Genomic DNA, 18,504 nt, shown 5'->3' with positions numbered 1-18,504 from the left:
TCAGCTCAGCACAGGTTGGGGAGCCGCCGGGCTGGCGGAGGGTTCGTGCATCTCCTCAGCCAGCGCAAACGATACGAGAACCTCCTCGTCACCTTGAACCAGGAGAGACAGGATTTCGTAAAGAGCGGTCGCTGCCATCATAAGGCAGCAATAGAGCAACGGAATTGAGTAAAACCACGCGCGGGGGATCTCGACCGGAAGCGAAACCGTGGAACTGAAACTCTCGATGCGGATGACCCCTGGTGTCTTGAACGCCAAATAGCCGACAGCCGCGAGAACGGCGACGTATCCGACCAGCTTCATCCTCCAGTGCCCGCCGGGGGACAGCCGCTCGTTCAGCAACTCCACCTTGACGTGCCTGACCTGCTTCAAGCCGACCGACGCTCCCATGAACGTGATCCACACGAAAGCGTAGGTTGAAACCTCTTCGACCCACACCATGGGATGTCCGAAGACGAACCGCATGACCACTTGAAGGGCTATCGACAGGACGATGACGGCCATAAGCACGGTCAGGAGGGCCGCCTCGGCATAGCCGGTCCAGCGGAGAAGCCCCGCATACGCACGGAGAAAGACAGACATGACATGTCTCCAGGTCCGGAACCGGCGCGGAACGCGCCGGCTCTATAAAACGGGGAATGAATCAGTTGGTCGTGCCGATGGCCTGGATTTCCTTCCACAGACCCGGCCGCCAGAAGCCCTCGGCCTCTAACTTGGCGACAGCGTCGAGGGCCTTCGTGCGGATCGGCTGAGTGTCGATGGTGGAAACCGTTGCACCCTCCGCCTTCATCTTGGCGATGATGCCGTCTGTCTCCGCTTTCATGGTTTCGGACGCCCATTGCACGGCTTCCTGCGCGGCTTCCGTCACGAGTTTTTGCAGATCCGGAGACAGGCTCTGATACCAGGGCTCGTTCACCGTGATGTTGCCGATGATGTAGATGTGGTCCGTCAGGATCACGTTCTTGGCGGCCTCGTGGAATTTGGCCGAGTAGGCTGATGAAACGCCACCCTCGGCGCCTTCGACCAATCCTGTCTTCAGGGCGAGGAATGTCTCGCCCCAAGCCACACGCGTCGGCCGGGTGCCGAGCGTCTCCCACAGAGTGAGATAGGATTTGATCTCGGGCACGCGCATCTTCATGCCGTTGAAATCGTCGGCCGACTTCAGCGGCTTGACCGCAAAGGTGATGCGCGGCTGGCTCGGCGCAGCGGCGAGAATGCGCAGGTTATGCTTCGTCCGAAGCTGCTCGGCCATGGACTTGAAGGCGTCGCTCTTGACGAAGGCGGCGGTATGATTGGCATCGCGAAGCGTAAAGCCCCATGTAACGACATTGAAGTCACTCACCCAACGGGCGTACCAACTCAGATCATCACCGTAAGCCTGAACGATGCCGCCCATCATCTGTTCGATGACCTGTGTGTCGTTGCCGAGCTGCTCGCCTTCGATGAAGTTGATCTTGAGCTTGCCGCCGGCCCGCTCGTTCACGAGTTTGGTGAACATTTTGTTCTGGCGGTCGAAGATTGATCCAACGGCATCGGAGCCGCCGAACGTTGCGGTGGTCTGCGCCATTGCCGGAGCAGCCGCGAGAATGAAGGCGGGCAGCAGCACAGCGCCCATCAGGCGTTTGATCATAGCGTTTCCTCCGGTCGCAGCCTTTTCTGGATCCGATCGCGACCTAACACCGAACCCCTTTATCATATATGATCAGCCCTGGAGGGGATTGTCAAACATCTCTGGCGAGCCGTGTGTTCCTAAGACCAATTACGTAGACAATTACGGTGAGTTATGGCCTTACCGGCAGAATCGCTACCCGTTTGCCTGTCGATGACTGAATAAGCAAACAATCCTTTAGTGGATATGAGATCATATATGATCTTGCGTCCTGCGCTTCCTGTCGATAAGAATCGTCCGAACACGACAAGCGGTTACCGTTTCGACGAGCGGCCGTACCGGGAGCGACGCCATGCAGACACAAACCTCGCCCAGCACGAGTCTTGGCGAAGGCCCCCTCGCGGGGCTACGGATTATCGACCTCACACTGGCCATGGCCGGTCCACTTTCGACCCAGCGCCTTGCTGACATGGGCGCCGACGTGATCAAGATCGAGGCGCCGGGGCGGCCGGACTTTACCCGGAACTCCCCGATGGGGGACGTGCTGCTGGGCGGGGAGACAACGCCGTACCTGACCCTCAATCGCAACAAGAAGTCGCTGGCGGTCGATCTGAAGACTCAAGCCGGGCGAGAGGTCCTGTACCGCCTCGTCGAAACCGCCGATGCCATCGTTCAGAATTTCCGTCCGGGGGTCGCGGAGCGGCTCGGCATTTCCTACACACACCTGAAGCCGCTCAAGGACGACATCGTCTACGTTTCGATCTCCGGCTATGGCGACAGCGGCCCCATGGTCGAACGGCCCGGGCAGGATCTGCTCGTCCAGTCGTTCTCCGGCCTGACCTGGAACGCCGGTGTCGCGGGCGGCCTGCCCCATCCCTCGCCTGTCTACATGATCGACGTCATGGCTTCGCACCTGGCGAGCGAAGGTGTCCTGGCCGGGATTCTGCAACGGGATCGTCTGGGCCGTGGCAGCGAGGTCAAAGTATCCCTGCTGGGGGCCGCCCTCGAAGTTCAGATCCAGGAAATCTCGACCTATCTCACCACCGGACGTGAATGCCCGCGCAACAACGTGCCCTATGCCTCCAATTGGATGGAGCCTCCTTACGGCATTTATCCGACCGCCGACGGTCACATCGCGATCGCCCAATCGAGTCTCGCGGCCGTCGCGAAAGTGCTCGGCGCGGACGAGCTTGCCCGTCTTGCGGGAGAGAAGCCGCAGGATCCGGACGACCGCGAGGGCATCAATGCCTGGCGTGACCGGATTTATCCTGTTGTCGCCGAGCGTCTCGCGACCTGGCGGACCGACGATGCGGTCCGTGCGTTCTTCGAGGCGGGCGTCTGGTCCGGCCCTGTCAATGATTACGCCGCCGTGAAGGCGCACCCCCAGTTCGAAGGCTTCTTCGTCACCTACGATCACCCGCGTGCCGGCGCCATCACCACGACGGCTCCAAGCATCCGCTTTTCAACCGCGCCCGAACCGCAGATTACCGGAGCTCCGGCTCTGGGCGAGCACACCGGCGAGATCCTCGCCTCGCTCGGATATGGCCCCGATGACATCCGGCACCTGCAAGCGACGGGAGCCGTCGCATGAGCGAGATCGAAATCCTTCGGCCCGGCGACAACACTGCCGAACTTGTCCTGAACCGACCGGCCAAGCACAACGCGATCACGCCGAATATGGCGGCGGCGATCCGCGAAGCCCGTCATGCGCTCGATGCCGACCGATCGGTCCGCTGCATTCTGGTCCGCGGCGCAGGCGAGCGGGCGTTCTGTGCCGGCACCGACCTCGGCACCCTTGGGGTGTACGAGGATGCATGGGCCTGGCGGCACTCCGTCAACTATGCGCTGGAGTTCGGCGAGTTTCGTAAGCCCGTGATCGCGGCTCTGAAAGGCTGGGTAATGGGAGGCGGTTTCGAAATCGCACTGAACTGCGATATCCGCATTGCCTCCACGACGGCCAAATTCGCAGCCCCCGAGGTGAAGCACGGATGGCTCGGAGCCGGCGGCTTCTCACAACGTCTCACCCGCCTGGTCGGCTACGGACAGGCTAGCCGGATCCTGCTCACCGGCAGCACCATGGATGCAGCCGAAGCGTATCGCATCGGCGTATGTGAGTTCCTCGTCGAGGAAGGGCAAGAGGTAGCGGCCGCCCGCCGCCTCGCGGCTGAAATCGCTGCACATCCGGAGGTGGCGACGGTCACCAACAAGGCCGGCATTCGCGCCGCAATGGAGGGCGGACTGACAGGTGGCCTTGCCATGGAGCGTGAACTGATGGCCCTGGCCTTTGCCCTAGGGGCGCAGCAAAGCGGACCCGAGGCGTTCAAGCAGCGCGAGCGGGGTTAGGCCCAATGCCCATGCTCTGTCTTACTGCTGCGACCGAGCACGGTGGCAAGCCGGTCATGGCCGCCGAGAATGTGCTCTCGCAACGCCTTCCGCACCTCCACGACATCGGCTCGTCGCAAGGCGTCGAGGATAGCCTCGTGCTCGCGCACGATCAGATCCAGATCGGGAACACCGTGGCCGTAGGTCGGCCGGGTGATCTGCTGGTGGTAGCCGAGCCGGCGATAGGCTTCCTCGAGGTGAGGATTGTCGCTCAACGCCACGAGTTCGCTATGGAAGCGTTCGTTCAATGTCACGAACTCCCGGAAGCCCCGGAAGGTGGTGCCGTAGGCGCCGCGGCTGATGAGCTTGTTCACGGCTTCCAGGTTTCCCAGCGCCAGCGGCACCCCACGCGCGAGCGCAAGCTCGCAAGCCCCCTGCTCCAGCACAAGGCGTGCCTCGAAGAGCCGACGCAGCTCGCTTACGGACGGCCGTGGTGCAACGCGGTACCCCTTGTTGCGCTCGAAGGTCACCAGTCCTTCGGCGTGCAGACGCGCCAGCGCCTCGCGCACGGGGATCAGGCTGATGCTCAAGTCGCGAGCGAGCTGATCGATCACGATGCGGTCGCCATCCGCGAGCAGTCCGTCGGTGATGCGCCGGAGCAGTTCTTCATGGGCCATGTCGACCAGACTCGCACCCCTTGGGAGCTGAGCCGACCTATCAGGGGTGATGTGCGCATCCATGGGCGGAAGGTCCTAGAGCAACATCAACTTAATCGTCAACCGGAGGATTTCCAATGACCACCATTCGCCTGCGCGGCCTTGCCTGGGGGCATCGCCGAGCGACCGGCCCACTGGCGCCCCTGACGAAGGCCTTCCAGAACGGCCGCCCCGACGTCGAGATCGAGTGGGTGGTCCGGCCCCTCTCCGATTTCGAGCATCAGCCGATCCGGGACATCGCGGCACAGAACGATCTGCTGATCGTCGATCATCCCTTCTGCGGCGATGTGGCGGCGGCCCATGCCTTCATGGCTCTCGACGAGGCGCTGCCCGACCTGCTCGGACCGCAGGCGGATGCACTCTATGTGGGGCCTTCTCTGCCGAGCTACCGCTTCGCCGGCCATGTTTGGGCGGCGCCAATCGATGCGGCAACCCCGCACGCAGTGGCGCGGGCGGACCTGCTTGAGCAGGCCGGCGAAGCCCTGCCGAAGAACTGGGCGGAGACCGTCGCTCTCGGCCGCCGCCTGCGTGCCAAGGGTCTTTATCTCGCAACGCCGGTTCCAACCCCGCACGCCTTCGCGACAGTGGCGAGCCTCATGGCCAATCTGGGCAAGCCGATCAGCACCGACCCGGCAGGATCCTGCGAGTTCGACCACGCCGCCATGACCGAGGCCCTGGAGGCTCTCGACGACGTGCTCGCATTCTCCCACCCCGAGACGCTCAAGTGGAACTCGATCGATCTGCACGAAGCAATGGTGGCCCGTGACGACATCGCCTTCACACCCTGTGTCTACGGCTACGCGACGTATGCCGAAGCGGATATGCGTGCCCCGCTGACTTTCTCCGATTTCTGCGGCCTGAGAACTCCCTATGAAGCCGGCTCCATGCTCGGTGGGACTGGCCTCGCGGTTTCAGCCTCGTCCCGGCACCCGGAGGCTGCGCTCGCTTTCGTTCGTTTCGCTCTGTCCCGCACGGCGCAGGACCGCATCATTCCCGAGCATCACGGACAGCCGGCGTTGGTGACATCCTGGGAGGACCCGGACAACAACGCGCGCTTCAACGGCTTCTATTCAGGAGTGCGACGTTCGATGGAAACCGCATGGATCCGTCCCCGACAGGCCGGGTATATCCGCTTCCAGGCCGCTGCGGGTGCCGCGATGGAGCGCTACTGCGCCCGTGAACTCTCGAAAGCCCAGACCATCGACCAAGTGGCGTCTGCCGCCCGCCAGATCTTTACGCAGGCCGCAGCCTGACCGACACAACGGGATAGAAACATGAGCATATTGAGTGGATACCGTGTTCTCGACTGTTCGATCGCAATGGCAGGCCCGTTCGCGGCTCAGCGGCTGGGCGATCTGGGAGCGGACGTCGTCAAGGTAGAGCCGACGACCGGCGAATGGCAGCGGCATGTGGCGGCCGGCGGAGCCCGCGGCAATAAGGTCAACGTGTCCTTCCTGTCGCTGAACCGCAACAAGCGTTCGCTGGCCGTCGACCTCAAATCGCCCGGCGGCAAAGCCGTTCTGCTCGACCTGGTCAAAAATGCCGACGTATTCCTGCAGAACTACCGCCCTGGCGTGGCCAAGCGTCTTGGAGTGGACTACGAGACGCTCGCCGCCATCAATCCGCGTCTGGTCTACGTGTCCATTTCGGGTTACGGCGAGGACGGCCCTTACGTCAATCGTCCCGGCCAGGACCTGATCCTGCAGGGGATGTCCGGAGCCATGCTCTCCGCTGGCCGCGCCGGCGAACCGCCCAATCCGGCCGGGCAGTACCTGGTGGATGCAATTACCGCCTATACGGCCTTCGAGGGAGCCTTGGCGGCGCTCCTGCACCGAGAGCGCACGGGCGAAGGGCAGTTGGTGCAGGTGAACATGCTGGATGCGATCACCACCATCCAGATGCAGGAGTTGTCGGTGTTCACGGTGGCCGGCAAGCCGCAACAACGCTCGGCAGAGCCACATGCGCATGTATACATCCGAGCCCCCTACGGGGCTTTCGCCACCAAGGACAATTATATCATCGTGGCCTTTCCAAGCCTGAAGACGTTCGGCGAGTTGATCGGCGAACCATCGTTTCTGACCATGAACGACGAGACCGACACTTGGACTCGCCGCGATGAGATCTTTGCTAAGACGCGCGAGCGCCTGAAGGCCAGAACGACCGCAGAATGGCTGGATCTGTTCCAGGCGAATGACGTCTGGGCCGGACCTGTCTATGGCTATCAGGATCTGGTGAAGGACGCGCAGATCAAGCACAACGGCACGTTCGTGTCCTACGAGCACCCGACCGAAGGCGTGGTGACGACACCTGGCTTCCCGATCCGCTTTTCCAGGACGCCGTCAAAGGTCGAGCGCGGCGCACCGCTGGCGGGTGAGCACACGCGGGAGATCCTGCGGGAGAGCGGGATGAGCGACGAACAGATTGATCGTCTGATCGCAACCAATGCCATTGGCGAAACACGCTACTGAGGACATACAATGACCGAGGACGTGAGTTTTTCGATTGACGGTGCCATCGGCACCATCACCTTGAACCGCCCGCACAAGCTCAATGCCATGACACCCGAGATGGCATCCGCTGTGCTGGCCGCCGTCCAGGCCTGCAACACGGATGACCGGGTGCGCTGCGTCATTCTTACGGGAGCCGGCGAGAGGGCTTTCTGCGCGGGCTCTGACATTCGCGAACTGGACACGTACGACACGCCCTGGAACTTCCGCAACCGCCCGGATTACTGCGATGCCATCCGTCGACTGCTCAAGCCCAGCGTCGCCGCCGTGAACGGGTATGCGTTCGGCGGCGGACTCGAGATGGCGATGAGCTGCGACATTCGGCTGTGCACGCCCAACGCGCAGTTCGCCGCGCCCGAGATCAGGCTGGGCTGGATCGGTGGTGGCGGCATGGCGAGTTTTCTGGCTCATTCCGTGGGCCCGTCCAATGCGGCCATGATGCTGATGACGGGCGACCCCATTGATGCCGAGCGGGCACTCGCATGGGGGCTGGTGAGCGAGATTACGGCGCCGGGACGCCTGATCGAGCGGGCGCAGGTCCTAGCGTCGGTGATTGCGAGTCGAGCGCCGATTGCGGCGGAAACGGCGAAGTTGAATCTGCGCGCGGCGTATACGATGCCGCTGGAGAAGGCGATCGAGTACGAGCGCGACCTGCAGACGATCTGCTTTGCCACGGAGGATGCCGCCGAGGGGCGGGAAGCCTTCAAGGACAAGCGTGCCCCCGTCTTCCGCAGACGGTAATTGCCCTGGGGCGGCGCGATGCCGCTCCGAGGACCTAGCGCATCGTGCGGAACCGAAGGTCCGCGTCAGCGAAAAGTGGACCCGGTTTTCCGCGCCAAGCGATGCGCTCCTCCAGAGAATGAGCTTCGGACCCGAAAGTGAAATCCACTTTCGGGTCCGAAGCTCTAGCCCTGCATTCCGGGGCACACCCGCGGTGCGACAGAGCCATCAGATCTGGTTGAGAGTCGGATTTCTTCAGTAGCAGCGTTTCTTGCGGGAGGAACAGCCGGCAGTCGAAACTCAGCGCGACTGTCACGGCCCGAAATCAACTCAGCCGCGTGATGCCGGATTGAAGGGATAGGCGCGAGGTGGGGACGACCAGCCAGCCATCTTCTTAACGCCGCCTCAGACATGCACATTGCCGAAGGCAAGCTCGCCCTCTCCCTTGGGTTGGCGCAGCGAGGCATAAAGTATCCAGCCATAAAAGATTGTGACGGCCACGATCACTGCCCAGCCCGGCACTGGACCAACGGCTGCATTTCGCACCCATTCCCCGACGGATGTCACGATGTGAGCCTCCATCGCACTGTCTTGCATTCTGATGAATGTGGTCTTGACCAGCCAGGCAAGCAGCAGGATCAGGAACATCCAGCAGTAGTTGCGGCGGAGACGACGTGAGATCGCTTCGTTGAGACCAATCAGAAACAGGGGCTTTCTCAGGTCATCGCCCAGCTTGTGAATCCAATCGTCTGTTGTTCCATCCTCCGGCGAAAAGATCTGCGCATAGTAGTTCCGCTCCATCCGGCGCACACGGTTGCGGTAGACGTCGAAGAAGCGATAGCGGCGCGCTTCGATCACCAACAGCAGCAAGACCAGGATCATGGCGAACAGCAGGACACCATGGTGAGCTGTCGGCGTGGACAATGAAACCGACAGCATGGCGGCCACGACTGTGATGGCCCAGTTGGTGGTGCGGTCAATCCGGTCCCGCCAGCCGGCCATCCGCGCGATCTCGGCGCGATGGTAATGCGCTATGAGGTTGATGAACTCGGTTGGTGTCCCCGGAAAAACAGGCGGCGTAATGGTCGGCTTCAGAGCCGATGTGGCGCGTTGATCGTTTGCCGTCAGCATGGCGTCTCTCCCGGGCCCTGGACCGCGTTCAGGCTGCACTGGTCACGGGAGGGCCATCCAGCTCACGAACGCCCATGGCAAACGCATTATAGCACTTGCGCGGGAGTCTTGGTCACTTTCCGTAAGCCGCCCTCTACGCGCCCATCGTGAAAGCTCTGCAGTTTTCCAAGTCTGCTTGGCGATCCACCTTCAGCCTTTCAGCAGTTATTCTCCCTTTGAAGCACCTCGGCTTCTCATAGAGAGGCGCAGGGGCTCTCCTGTATGTTCGGCCCGGCACTCGTCGTCGGGCCGATTTTCATGGTTGAGGGGATAAAGTTCGCAGGTGGCCTCGAGCGGTCATGCAGGCTGGCCGACCGGCTCCGCGCAGCGGTCGAGGGCGCCGCTCCAGATCCGTCAGCACGAGAGCGACGGCAACCAGGATTGCGCCGACCCACAGGGTGGCGCCGAGCCCGAGGGGTGATGAGACCACCGTGGCCGCCAACCCACGCCCGAAAGCGATGCCGAGATTGAAGGTCGCGATGTTGAGCGCCTAGGCGACATCACCGCGCACGGGCGACACTGCTTAGCGGGCTCGGCAACGTAAATCTGCAGCCCCGGCACATTGGCGAAAGAGAGAAACCGAAGCGCCGCGAGGGTGACGAGCGTCCATACCGGCAGTTATTTCGAAATTTCTGGAAATAGCGCTTGACAGCGCCTGCCAACAGCTTCACGTTATTTCCATGAACATCGAACAAGCAGCCAAGCAGCTCGAAGCGCTCGGGAACACCACCCGGCTCCAGGTTTACCGTACGCTGGTGCGGGCCGGAGAGGCGGGACTGCCCGTCGGGCAGATCCAGGAGCGCCTCAAGATCCCGGCCTCGACGCTCTCGCATCACCTCCAGCGGCTTCTGCTGACCGGACTGGTGACGCAGGAGCGGCAGGCCACGACCCTGATCTGCCGGGCCAGCTACCCGGCGATGAACGGCCTCATCGGCTTCCTGGCCGACGAGTGTTGCGCCGACGCCGGATGCACAACCCAGGCGGAGAACGCCGCCTGATTATTTTTGCCTGCTATTTCCATTGTACCGGAAATAGCGATACAGGAGATGCCGATGCTGCTCCTTCTCTCCTCCCTCCTCGGCCGGGAGTGTCCTGCCCCCACGCATCGCGAGATGCTCTCGCTTGCCGATCTCGGTGATCACATCCTGCGCGACATCGGCCTGCGCCGGACAGACCTCTACGCCGTCCCCGTGGAGCGCCTCCGCCGCGTCTGCTGCACCGGCATGGCGCGGCGTTGGGCCGAGTTCGTCGCCCGCCTTCGCAGCGTCATCGCCCCCGCACCCGTCTCCTGCTGCCGATCCTGACCAAGGAGCCTTCTCATGACCTCGCTTGATAACCTTCCCGTTGCCGTCATCGGCGCAGGCCCGGTCGGCCTCGCCGCCGCCGCCCACCTGATCCGGCGCGGGCTGCCCGTGAAGGTCTACGAGGCTGGCGCCACCGTCGCCGCCAATGTGCGCGACTGGGGGCACGTCCGCCTGTTCTCGCCATGGGAGTACAACACCGACGCGGAGGCGCGCGCCCTGCTCCGGTCCCATGGTTGGCAGGAGCCGCCGGGCGAGGCGATGCCGACGGGAGCAGACCTCTATGAAGCCTATCTCAATCCGCTGGCCGCGACGCCCGAGATGGCGGCCGCGATCGAGACTGGTGCCAAGGTGACAGCCATCACCCGCCGGGGTGCCGACAAGGTTCTCAGCAAGGGCCGCGAGACCAGGGCCTTCGTGCTCGCCGTATCGGACGGCAACGGTGCGATACGGCGCGACCTGGCGCGGGCGGTGATCGACGCCTCCGGCACGTGGACGGCCCCGAATCCTTTGGGGGCGGGCGGGATCCTCGCCGAGGGCGAGGCCGAGTATGCCGGGCATATCGCCTACGGCATTCCGGACGTGCTCGGACGCGACCGCGCGGCCTACGAGGGCAGGACGACGCTGGTGGTCGGCGCCGGGCACTCGGCCGCCAACGTGCTCCTCGACCTCGCCCGACTGGCGGAGCGCAATCCCGCGACCTCCATCGTGTGGGCGACCCGCGGGGAGAATCTGATGCGGGTCTACGGCGGCGGCCGGGCCGACCAGCTCCCGGCGCGGGGCGAACTCGGCTCCAACCTCAAGGCGCTCGTCGACAGCGGACGAGTTACCCTGGTGGCCGGGCTCTCCGTGGTCCGCGTCAGGGCCGTTGGCGGGCAGGTCGTGGTCGAGGGCGAAACGGCACAGGGCACCCGCGAGGTTGGCCCGATCGACCGGATCGTGGCCGCCACCGGACAGCGCCCGGACCTCAATCTCACACGCGAGCTGCGGCTCGACCTCGACTCGTGGCTGGAGAGCTCGAAGGCGCTCGGGCCGCTGATCGACCCGAACCTGCATTCCTGCGGATCCGTCCCGCCGCACGGTCATCGCGAGCTCGCCCATCCCGAGCCGGGCTTCTACACGGTCGGCATCAAGAGCTATGGCCGCGCCCCGACCTTCCTGATGCTCACCGGGTACGAGCAGGTGCGTTCGGTCGTGGCGGCGATTGCCGGTGATCTGGCCGCAGCGGACGACATCCACCTCGTGCTGCCGGAGACGGGCGTATGCTCGACGAACCTTCCTGCGGATGCGGCGACCGCATCGTCGGGATGCTGCGGCGGGCCTGCCCCTGCAGAGGTCGATGCCTGCTGCGCTGCGGATGCCGAGGCAAAAGCCGAGGGCAAGTCGGGCTGCGGCTGCGGCCCTATGGATATGCCGGATCGGAAGGTCTCGGAGAAGATTGCTGAACTGGCCTGCTGCTGTTGAGATCCGCAGGTGTCCCAGTCATTGAGCGAAGCCGTCGCCGGAAGTTCAGCGACATCGAAGCCGAGCCAGAGGGTGGTCATCACCACCCTCGGCCTCACCCAGATCCTCGCCTGGGGGCTCGTCCTTCTACCTGCCCGCCGTGCTCGCCCAGCCGATCGCCGCCGACACGGGCTGGTCGCGCCCCGGGTCGGGCACGCCATCGACGCGAAGGGCGGCATCGGGTCAGACCCTGAAGATCCCTTTGGGGAAAGTCTGCCTGGGGCCGGGCGAGTAGACCAAAGCGTTACTTCCGGGACGCGAGAGATTGGAGACATTCACCTGAACGTCCAAGCAGGAAAGGGATGAGTTGGCCTCTTCCCGGCTTTACCGTGTCATCTTGCGCAGTGGTGGCAGACCCGACCCGCTACGCCAAGGCCGAGCCTGCATCGACGTCGAACTTCACGCCTTGGGCAAGGGGGAGCGTGCGGCCGTAGTTGATGGTGTTGGTCTGACGACGCATGTAGCCGCGCCAGGCATCCGACCCGCTCTCGCGTCCTCCGCCGGTCTCCTTCTCCCCACCGAAGGCCCCTCCGATCTCCGCGCCCGAGGGGCCCATGTTGACGTTGGCAATGCCGCAATCCGACCCGGCAGCGGAGAGGAAGCGCTCCACCTCGCGGATGTCGGTCGCGAAAATGGAGGAGGACAATCCCTGCGGCACTCCGTTCTGGAGCGCGATGGCTTCGTCAAGGTCGCGGTACTTGAGCACGTACAGGATCGGCGCGAAGGTTTCCTCCACCACGGGGCCGGTCTGCTCCGGCATCTCCACCAGCGCCGGACGGACGTAGAAGGACGCCTCTCCGTTCACCTTCACCCGCTCGCCGCCATGAACGATCCCGCCACAGGCTCTCGCTGCGTCAAGACTTCTCTCCATTGCCTCGAAGGCACCGCGGTCGATCAGCGGCCCCACGAGCGCGTCACTGTCGATGGGGCTGCCGACCGAGATCCCTTGGTAGACCGAGACGAGCTTCGGCACCAACGCGTCATAGACGCTCTCATGAACGATGAGGCGTCGGAGCGTCGTGCAACGCTGGCCGGCCGTGCCCATGGCGCCGAAGGCGACGGCACGGAGCGTCAGATCGAGGTCGGCCGAAGGAGTGACGATGGAGGCATTGTTACCGCCGAGCTCCAGGATCGCCTTTCCGAACCTGCGGGCGACCCGCTCGCCCACCGCGCGCCCCATCCGGGTCGATCCGGTGGCGGAGACGACGGGCACGCGTGCATCGTCGACCAGCAGCTCACCGATGTCGCGGCCGCCGATGAGCAGGGTGCTCAGCCCCTCCGGTGCGTCGCCGAAGCGCCGCACGGCCCGGCGGAACAAGGCGTCTACGGCAAGCGCCGTCAGTGGCGTCTTCTCGGACGGCTTCCACACCACCGAGTCACCGCAGATGAAGGCGAGCGCCGCATTCCACGACCAGACGGCCACGGGGAAGTTGAAGGCGGAGATGACGCCGACCACGCCGGCGGGATGCCACTGCTCAGTCAATCGATGGTCGGGCCGCTCGGACTGGATCGTCAGTCCGTAGAGCTGGCGGGAGAGACCGACCGCGAAGTCGCAGATGTCGATCATCTCCTGGACCTCCCCGAGGCCCTCGGAGATGACCTTGCCGACCTCGAGGGTCACGAGCCGCCCGAGCGCTTCCTTGTTGGCGCGCAGTTCCTCGCCCAGAAGGCGCACGAGTTCGCCGCGGCGAGGTGCCGGAACACTTCGCCACTGGAGAAAGGCAGCCTGCGACCGGGCGATGGTCTCGCGGGCCTCCGCAGCGCTGACCTCGGCAACATTGGCGATCGCCTCGCCAGTGATCGGTGAACGCACCTCGAGCGTGTCGCCGGTGAAGCGGTTGATGGAGACGCCAAACTGTCGGAGGAGGCCGTGGACCTCGGTAGTAATGGAGGATCGGGACATCTTGGAACCCTTTGTCGAAATGAAGAGGATGGCGATTGAACGGCTTGCTTACGTGTCGCGGTTGTCAGAGGCGGTCCGTGGCGGCATGAGCGATCTGGGCCCCGACCTCGTAATAGGTTTCCTTGACCGCCCGGTACCGGACCGGCTCGGGATCGGTCAGCGGCAGCGGCAGATCAGCCTCGGCGATCTCGCCCAGGACAAGCCGCGCAAGCGTGCGCCCGAAGGTGGTTCCCGGCGCGATGCCGCGGCCGTTGTAGCCGCTGAACGAGACCACGTTCCGGGCCAGCCTGTGGAACCGCGGCAAGTTGTTGGTGGTCATGCCGATGCTGCCGTACCACTCGTATTCGAACTCAACGTCTGCGAGCTGGGGGAACAGCTTTCGGAGTGCACGGCGACCCCAGTTGGGATGGATGGAGCGGCCCGGCCCCCGAAGTGCACCGACGCTGCCAAAGACAAGCCGCCCCTGCTGGTCGAAGCGGAAGGAGCTCAGGATCTCCTTCGTGTCCCAGACACCCTGCCGCTCCGGCAGGATCGTGTTATGCAGGTTGTCGCCAAGCGGCCTGGTGGCAAGATTGAAATAGGGAAGATGCACGAGCTCGGCGCGGATCTGCGGCCACACGCTGGTCGTGTAGGCGTTCGTGGCGACGATCACCCACCTGGCCCGCACGGAGCCGCCCCCGGTGCGCACCAGCCATCCGCTATCGGCCTCCTGCGCGTCCACCACGGGGCTTGAGGTGAAGATCCGGGCTCCCGCCTTGATTGCCGCCGCGGCGAGCCCGCGGGCATAGGCCAACGGCTGTATGGTTCCGGCGCGAAGGTCGAGCAGCGAGCCGGTATAGGCGGTGGTACCAACCTTGCGAGCCGTCTCCTCCGCATCGAGCAGGTGCACCGGTGCGCCCCGTGCCTGCCATTGCCGCGCCCGCTCCTGGAGTTCGGCAAAGCCTTTGACGCCGACCGCGCAGTGGAGCGTGCCGGTGCGCTCGATCTCGCAGGCAATGGCGTGTTTCTCGACCAGTTCGAACACAAGCCTTGGCGCGTCGCCAAGCAGGTGAAGCAGACGGTTGCCGTAGACCTCGCCCAGTTCACCCGGTAGGTCGTCAGGCATCACCCACATGCCGGCATTGACGAGGCCGACATTGCGTCCCGAACCGCCGAAGCCGATCTCGACGCCCTCCAGGACCACCACGGACGCACCTGCCTCTGCGAGATGGAGCGCCGCGGAAAGGCCGGTGAAACCCGCGCCGACCACCACGACGTCGGCGGTCATATCGGCCGAGAGAGGTGATGTGGGAGGGGCCGGGGGAGCCGAGCGTTCCCAGAGGCCGTGGCTGCGTGGATCGTTTCTCATGCGGATTATCCTTCAAGATGCGGAAGACGTGGTCAGGCCGCAGATGACTGACGCCCGTCCCGCAGGGCTGCCCGAACCGCCTCGATCGAGCGTGCCTGCGCCTGCTCGTAGAGGGAGAACTCGTCCAGGACGGACGCTCCCAGCGCCGCCTCGAAGGCATCGCGGTTGGCATTGGCCGAATAGCTCTTCTGCTCCGTGCCGCCGAGGTTGGACTGGAAGATGCCGGCTGCGCTGACGGGCAGAAAGTCCTCGTAGACAATCGGATCGGCCTTCACGTGACCGGCTGCGATCAGGTCGTCCATGATCATCAGGTCCAAGCCGGAAGCGGCGGCGCCGGACTCCGTCAATGAATACCGGAAGAAGCCGAGCTCCCGCGCGCGGATCCCCTCATAGCTGTCCGGGAAGCGCCGGAAAGCCTCGGCGAGCCGGGTGGGATAGTCCGAGAATGAATTGCCTGCGCTCCCTTCATCGCGAACCGAGGCCAGCAGTTCGTCGTAGAGCGCACGACCCTTGCGCGTGAGCGCGATACCGCGTTGCTCGATCTCACCGAAGCGGGCGGTATGGGTGCCGCTCTGGGCATCCCCCTCCCCTTTGAACAGGATCGGCTCCTCCAGCGCCTTGAAGCTGGTCTGGCGCAGGAGAATGGGACAAGCGCGGGTCGGCGGCCCCTCGATCACCGCCTTGGCGGCGATGCCCCGCTTGGGCATGCCTGCTTGAACGGCATCGATATCCAGGGTGCGCGGGGTCAGGTGATTGATATGCGGCCCCTTGAAGCTCACGACATCCGCGATCAGGCGGTGGGCATCGTGAAGCTTTTTGTAGGTATTGGCGTCGACCGTCGCCTCGCTGTGCCAGCGGAAGGTCTCGAGCGCCTCGCGTACGAACTCCTCCGCCTCAGGTTGCGTCAGCCCGCCTGCTGTCTCGAACCTCTCGATGAGCCGGAGTGCGCCGTCCGTAAAGATTTGCCGCCGCTCCAGGATAGCCGCCGCCTCGCTACGCAGAGCCTCGTCTTCGATGAGTTCCAGACGCAGCAGCGAGGTGAAGACGCGGAACGGGTTTCTCCCAAGGGAGGCATCATCGATGGGCCGGAAGGCCGTCGAATGGACCGGCACTCCGGCGACAGAGAGGTCATAGTAGCCGACCGGCGCCATTCCCATGACGGCAAACAGGCGCCGCATGGTCGCAAGCTCATCGGCCGTGCCAAGCCGGATCGCTCCATGCCTCTCAAGGTCCAGCCGCTCCAGCTCATCCGCCCGGGCGAGTTGCTCCTTCAGGTCCGGGTTGGCAGCCAAGGTCGCGGCATTCACGTCGGCGACCAGCTCCATGAGGGTTCCGTACTGCGGGACCTCGGCCCGGTACATGTCGGACATGGCCCGCGAGAACATCGTGCGGACGTCATCGGAGCTGACGAATTTCCTGCTGCGCATCATGGCGCCCCTACCTTGCCGTTGTGAGGTCCGGCCTATCCTGACCTCATTCCCTCCTGTAATCAGATCGCTAAGATCTTGATCGGGATCAAACCAGTTTTGGTCATGGAGTCATTGACAAAGGTAATGACGTGAGCACAGCGCGCCGCTTTCTGCCGTCCATGTCGCTGTTGCGGGCCTTCGAGGCCGCTGCCCGGCTCCAGAGCTTCACGGCGGCAGCCGCCGAGCTCAACCTGACGCAAGGCGCGATCAGCCGGCAGATCCGGGTACTCGAGGAATTGCTCGGATCCGACCTGTTCCTGAGGGAGCGGCAGACGGTCCGCCTCACCCCGGCCGGGGAAACCTATGCCCGCGAGATCAGGGAAGCGCTCAGGCGCATCTCCAGCGCCACGCTCAGCTTCCGCGCCAACCCGAAGAGCGGCACGCTCAACCTCGCGATCCTGCCGACCTTCGGAACCCGCTGGCTGGCCCCTCGCCTTCCTGGATTCCTGCGGGACAACCCCGGGATCACGATCAATCTGACGACCCGTCTCGCTCCATTCGACTTCAGCCTGGAACAGGCAGACGCCGCCATCCACTTCGGAGGTCCGGACTGGCCGGGCGCCGAGCTCGAGTTCCTGATGAGCGAGACGGTCGTGCCGGCCTGCAACCGCTCGCTCCTGGAAGAGTACAAATTCGAGAAGCCGAGCGACCTTCTGAGGGCTCCGCTCCTGCACCTCGTTTCACGGCCGGATGCCTGGGAGCGCTGGTTCATGATGCACGAAGCGCTCACCGAACCGCTCCATGGCATGCTGTTCGACCAGTTTGCGACGGCGGCCCAGGCGGCGATCTCAGGGCTTGGCCTGGCGCTTCTCCCTGAATTCCTGATCCGGGATGAACTGGCGCGAGGGGATCTTGTCAGGGCCTTGGACATGCCGATGAAGAGCACAGAGCAGTACTACCTTGCTTGGCCCTCAAACCGCTCCTCCTATGCGCCGCTGATGGCATTCCGGCAGTGGATTGTTCATGAGGCGCAAGGTGTCAAACTTTGAAATTCCGGCCTCTCAACGAACGTCAGCTCCGATCACCGATAGCACTCGGAAGGATCCTGAACAGGTCAGGTATATCTGCTAACTTGGTCGAGCGACAATCTAACCCGTAAACGGTGTGCCGATGCTCGCTTCTATAGAGAGCGCATCGTTCGACGCGGACCTTCGGTTCCGCACGAGGCGCTAGCTGGTGTCAGCACCTATCTCTCCAGTCAGGTTACGGATTGATCGATTGTGCCTCCCTTAAGCGATGGGGAGAAGCGTCCAATCAAGTGATGTCTTTCACCGGGATAGGTAATCCGCGCCTCAGTCACGAAGGCGCCTGCCTGCCAGGTCCGCCGCTCCAGCACGAGACACGCCGCTCCCGTTTGAATCTGAAGTCTCTTCGCCATCGCGCTGTCGGCATTGACTGCGCGCACGATGTGCTCCGCATCCGTCCATGGCACGCGCCGCAGAAGCCAGGTGCCGGGCGGGTCGGCCTTGAAAGGCTCCTCGTCCGCCTCGGGCACGGTAGCGAGATTGATCAGGCGCTGCTCGAAAGCCTGCGCCACGTCATTCATCACGTGAAGCGTGGAGAGGCAGAGCATCTCGGTGCCCGCCGGCAGCCCTGTGCGCTGCGCGGCGGCAGCATCGATGGGCTTGATGGAGCGGTGCAGGATCTTGAAGCGATATTCGGTGCCCGCGCGGGCCGCTTCGAGAGCGAAATCCTGGATCTGCAGCACCGCCTGCTGGCTGCTCGGCTCCGCCACGACCGAGCCTGCCCGGCGCCGGCGGGTGATGAGACCGTTGGCAGCCAGTGTCGACATCACCTTGTTCACGGTCATGCGCGAGCAGCCATATTCGGCCATCAGCTCATGCTCGAAGGGGATGCGATGGCCCGGAGGCCACTCGCCGGACATGATCCGGGCCTCGAGATCTTCGCGGATGCGCTGATGCAGATGTTTCATGCC

The 18,504-nt window shown here is 63.9% G+C and carries 17 protein-coding genes and 1 pseudogene; 9 read left to right on the top strand and 9 right to left on the bottom strand.

The genetic code is table 11. The features are described from left to right. Entirely contained in the window at nt 1-582 is a 582-nt protein-coding gene (locus DC522_RS08450; protein ID WP_116528260.1) for a TRAP transporter small permease, read from the bottom strand. Nucleotides 583-643: 61 nt separating this feature from the next. Then, complete coding sequence (locus tag DC522_RS08445) at nt 644-1,630, bottom strand: TRAP transporter substrate-binding protein (RefSeq protein ID WP_245444049.1); 987 nt, start codon at nt 1,628-1,630, stop codon at nt 644-646. Nucleotides 1,631-1,961: 331 nt separating this feature from the next. Here DC522_RS08445 and DC522_RS08440 point away from each other — a divergent pair, with 331 nt between their 5' ends. Both DC522_RS08440 and DC522_RS08435 read left to right on the top strand, forming a co-directional pair. Continuing rightward, nucleotides 1,962-3,200: a CaiB/BaiF CoA-transferase family protein gene (locus tag DC522_RS08440; protein ID WP_116528259.1), complete on the top strand. Its 1,239-nt coding sequence runs from the start codon at nt 1,962-1,964 to the stop codon at nt 3,198-3,200. Beyond that, nucleotides 3,197-3,952: an enoyl-CoA hydratase/isomerase family protein gene (locus tag DC522_RS08435; protein ID WP_116528258.1), complete on the top strand. Its 756-nt coding sequence runs from the start codon at nt 3,197-3,199 to the stop codon at nt 3,950-3,952. The genes DC522_RS08440 and DC522_RS08435 overlap by 4 nt, the downstream gene beginning before the upstream one ends. Here the strand turns inward: DC522_RS08435 and DC522_RS08430 are convergent. Beyond that, entirely contained in the window at nt 3,949-4,671 is a 723-nt protein-coding gene (locus DC522_RS08430; protein WP_116528257.1) for a GntR family transcriptional regulator, read from the bottom strand. The two genes, DC522_RS08435 and DC522_RS08430, sit on opposite strands and share 4 nt — an antisense overlap. Before the next feature lie 53 nt (nt 4,672-4,724). On the opposite strand from DC522_RS08430, the gene DC522_RS08425 reads away from it, so the two are divergent. Genes DC522_RS08425 through DC522_RS08415 form a run of 3 tightly spaced genes read left to right on the top strand, consistent with a single transcriptional unit; the run spans nt 4,725 to nt 7,895 of the window. After that, on the top strand, nt 4,725-5,900 hold the full coding sequence (locus tag DC522_RS08425) for an extracellular solute-binding protein (RefSeq protein ID WP_116528256.1): 1,176 nt from the start codon (nt 4,725-4,727) through the stop codon (nt 5,898-5,900). A gap of 21 nt (nt 5,901-5,921) precedes the next feature. Beyond that, a complete protein-coding gene (locus DC522_RS08420) occupies nt 5,922-7,115 on the top strand; it encodes a CaiB/BaiF CoA-transferase family protein (protein WP_116528255.1) in 1,194 nt (397 codons plus the stop codon). A gap of 9 nt (nt 7,116-7,124) precedes the next feature. Further along, nucleotides 7,125-7,895, top strand: coding sequence for an enoyl-CoA hydratase/isomerase family protein (locus tag DC522_RS08415; RefSeq protein ID WP_116528254.1), 771 nt, complete (start codon nt 7,125-7,127; stop codon nt 7,893-7,895). 384 nt (nt 7,896-8,279) lie between these two features. Here DC522_RS08415 and DC522_RS08410 read toward each other — a convergent pair whose 3' ends face one another. Next, a complete protein-coding gene (locus tag DC522_RS08410) occupies nt 8,280-9,005 on the bottom strand; it encodes a DUF2270 domain-containing protein (protein ID WP_116528253.1) in 726 nt (241 codons plus the stop codon). Between the two features lie 336 nt (nt 9,006-9,341). Further along, nucleotides 9,342-9,659, bottom strand: a pseudogene (locus DC522_RS35825) (MFS sugar transporter); the annotation flags it as partial. A gap of 65 nt (nt 9,660-9,724) precedes the next feature. Between DC522_RS35825 and DC522_RS08400 the strand changes: the two are divergent. The 3 genes from DC522_RS08400 to DC522_RS08390 are packed head-to-tail and all read left to right on the top strand — an operon-like array spanning nt 9,725 to nt 11,809. Continuing rightward, on the top strand, nt 9,725-10,042 hold the full coding sequence (locus tag DC522_RS08400; RefSeq protein WP_116528252.1) for a helix-turn-helix transcriptional regulator: 318 nt from the start codon (nt 9,725-9,727) through the stop codon (nt 10,040-10,042). Between the two features lie 54 nt (nt 10,043-10,096). Continuing rightward, the gene (locus tag DC522_RS08395) at nt 10,097-10,348 is read left to right on the top strand and encodes a hypothetical protein (protein ID WP_165820095.1); all 252 of its coding nucleotides are present in this window, start codon (nt 10,097-10,099) and stop codon (nt 10,346-10,348) included. Nucleotides 10,349-10,363: 15 nt separating this feature from the next. Continuing rightward, on the top strand, nt 10,364-11,809 hold the full coding sequence (locus DC522_RS08390) for an NAD(P)-binding domain-containing protein (protein WP_116528250.1): 1,446 nt from the start codon (nt 10,364-10,366) through the stop codon (nt 11,807-11,809). Between the two features lie 403 nt (nt 11,810-12,212). Here DC522_RS08390 and DC522_RS08385 read toward each other — a convergent pair whose 3' ends face one another. From DC522_RS08385 to DC522_RS08375, 3 genes are all read right to left on the bottom strand, one after another. Next, on the bottom strand, nt 12,213-13,751 hold the full coding sequence (locus tag DC522_RS08385; RefSeq protein WP_116528249.1) for an aldehyde dehydrogenase family protein: 1,539 nt from the start codon (nt 13,749-13,751) through the stop codon (nt 12,213-12,215). A 64-nt stretch (nt 13,752-13,815) separates the two neighbouring features. Then, a complete protein-coding gene (locus DC522_RS08380) occupies nt 13,816-15,099 on the bottom strand; it encodes an FAD-binding oxidoreductase (RefSeq protein WP_116528248.1) in 1,284 nt (427 codons plus the stop codon). A gap of 32 nt (nt 15,100-15,131) precedes the next feature. After that, entirely contained in the window at nt 15,132-16,529 is a 1,398-nt protein-coding gene (locus DC522_RS08375) for a VOC family protein (RefSeq protein ID WP_116528247.1), read from the bottom strand. A gap of 128 nt (nt 16,530-16,657) precedes the next feature. On the opposite strand from DC522_RS08375, the gene DC522_RS08370 reads away from it, so the two are divergent. Beyond that, nucleotides 16,658-17,557 carry a LysR family transcriptional regulator gene (locus tag DC522_RS08370; protein WP_116528246.1) on the top strand — a complete coding sequence of 300 codons (900 nt, stop codon included), beginning with the start codon at nt 16,658-16,660 and terminating at the stop codon, nt 17,555-17,557. Nucleotides 17,558-17,766: 209 nt separating this feature from the next. On the opposite strand, the gene hutC is transcribed toward DC522_RS08370, so the two are convergent. Next, entirely contained in the window at nt 17,767-18,501 is a 735-nt protein-coding gene (hutC, locus tag DC522_RS08365) for a histidine utilization repressor (protein WP_116528245.1), read from the bottom strand. Between the last annotated feature and the right edge of the window lie 3 nt (nt 18,502-18,504).

The sequence above is a fragment of the Microvirga sp. KLBC 81 genome (assembly GCF_003075415.1).
Classification (GTDB): Bacteria; Pseudomonadota; Alphaproteobacteria; order Rhizobiales; family Beijerinckiaceae; genus Microvirga.
This window is presented reverse-complemented; position numbering and strand designations above follow the sequence as displayed.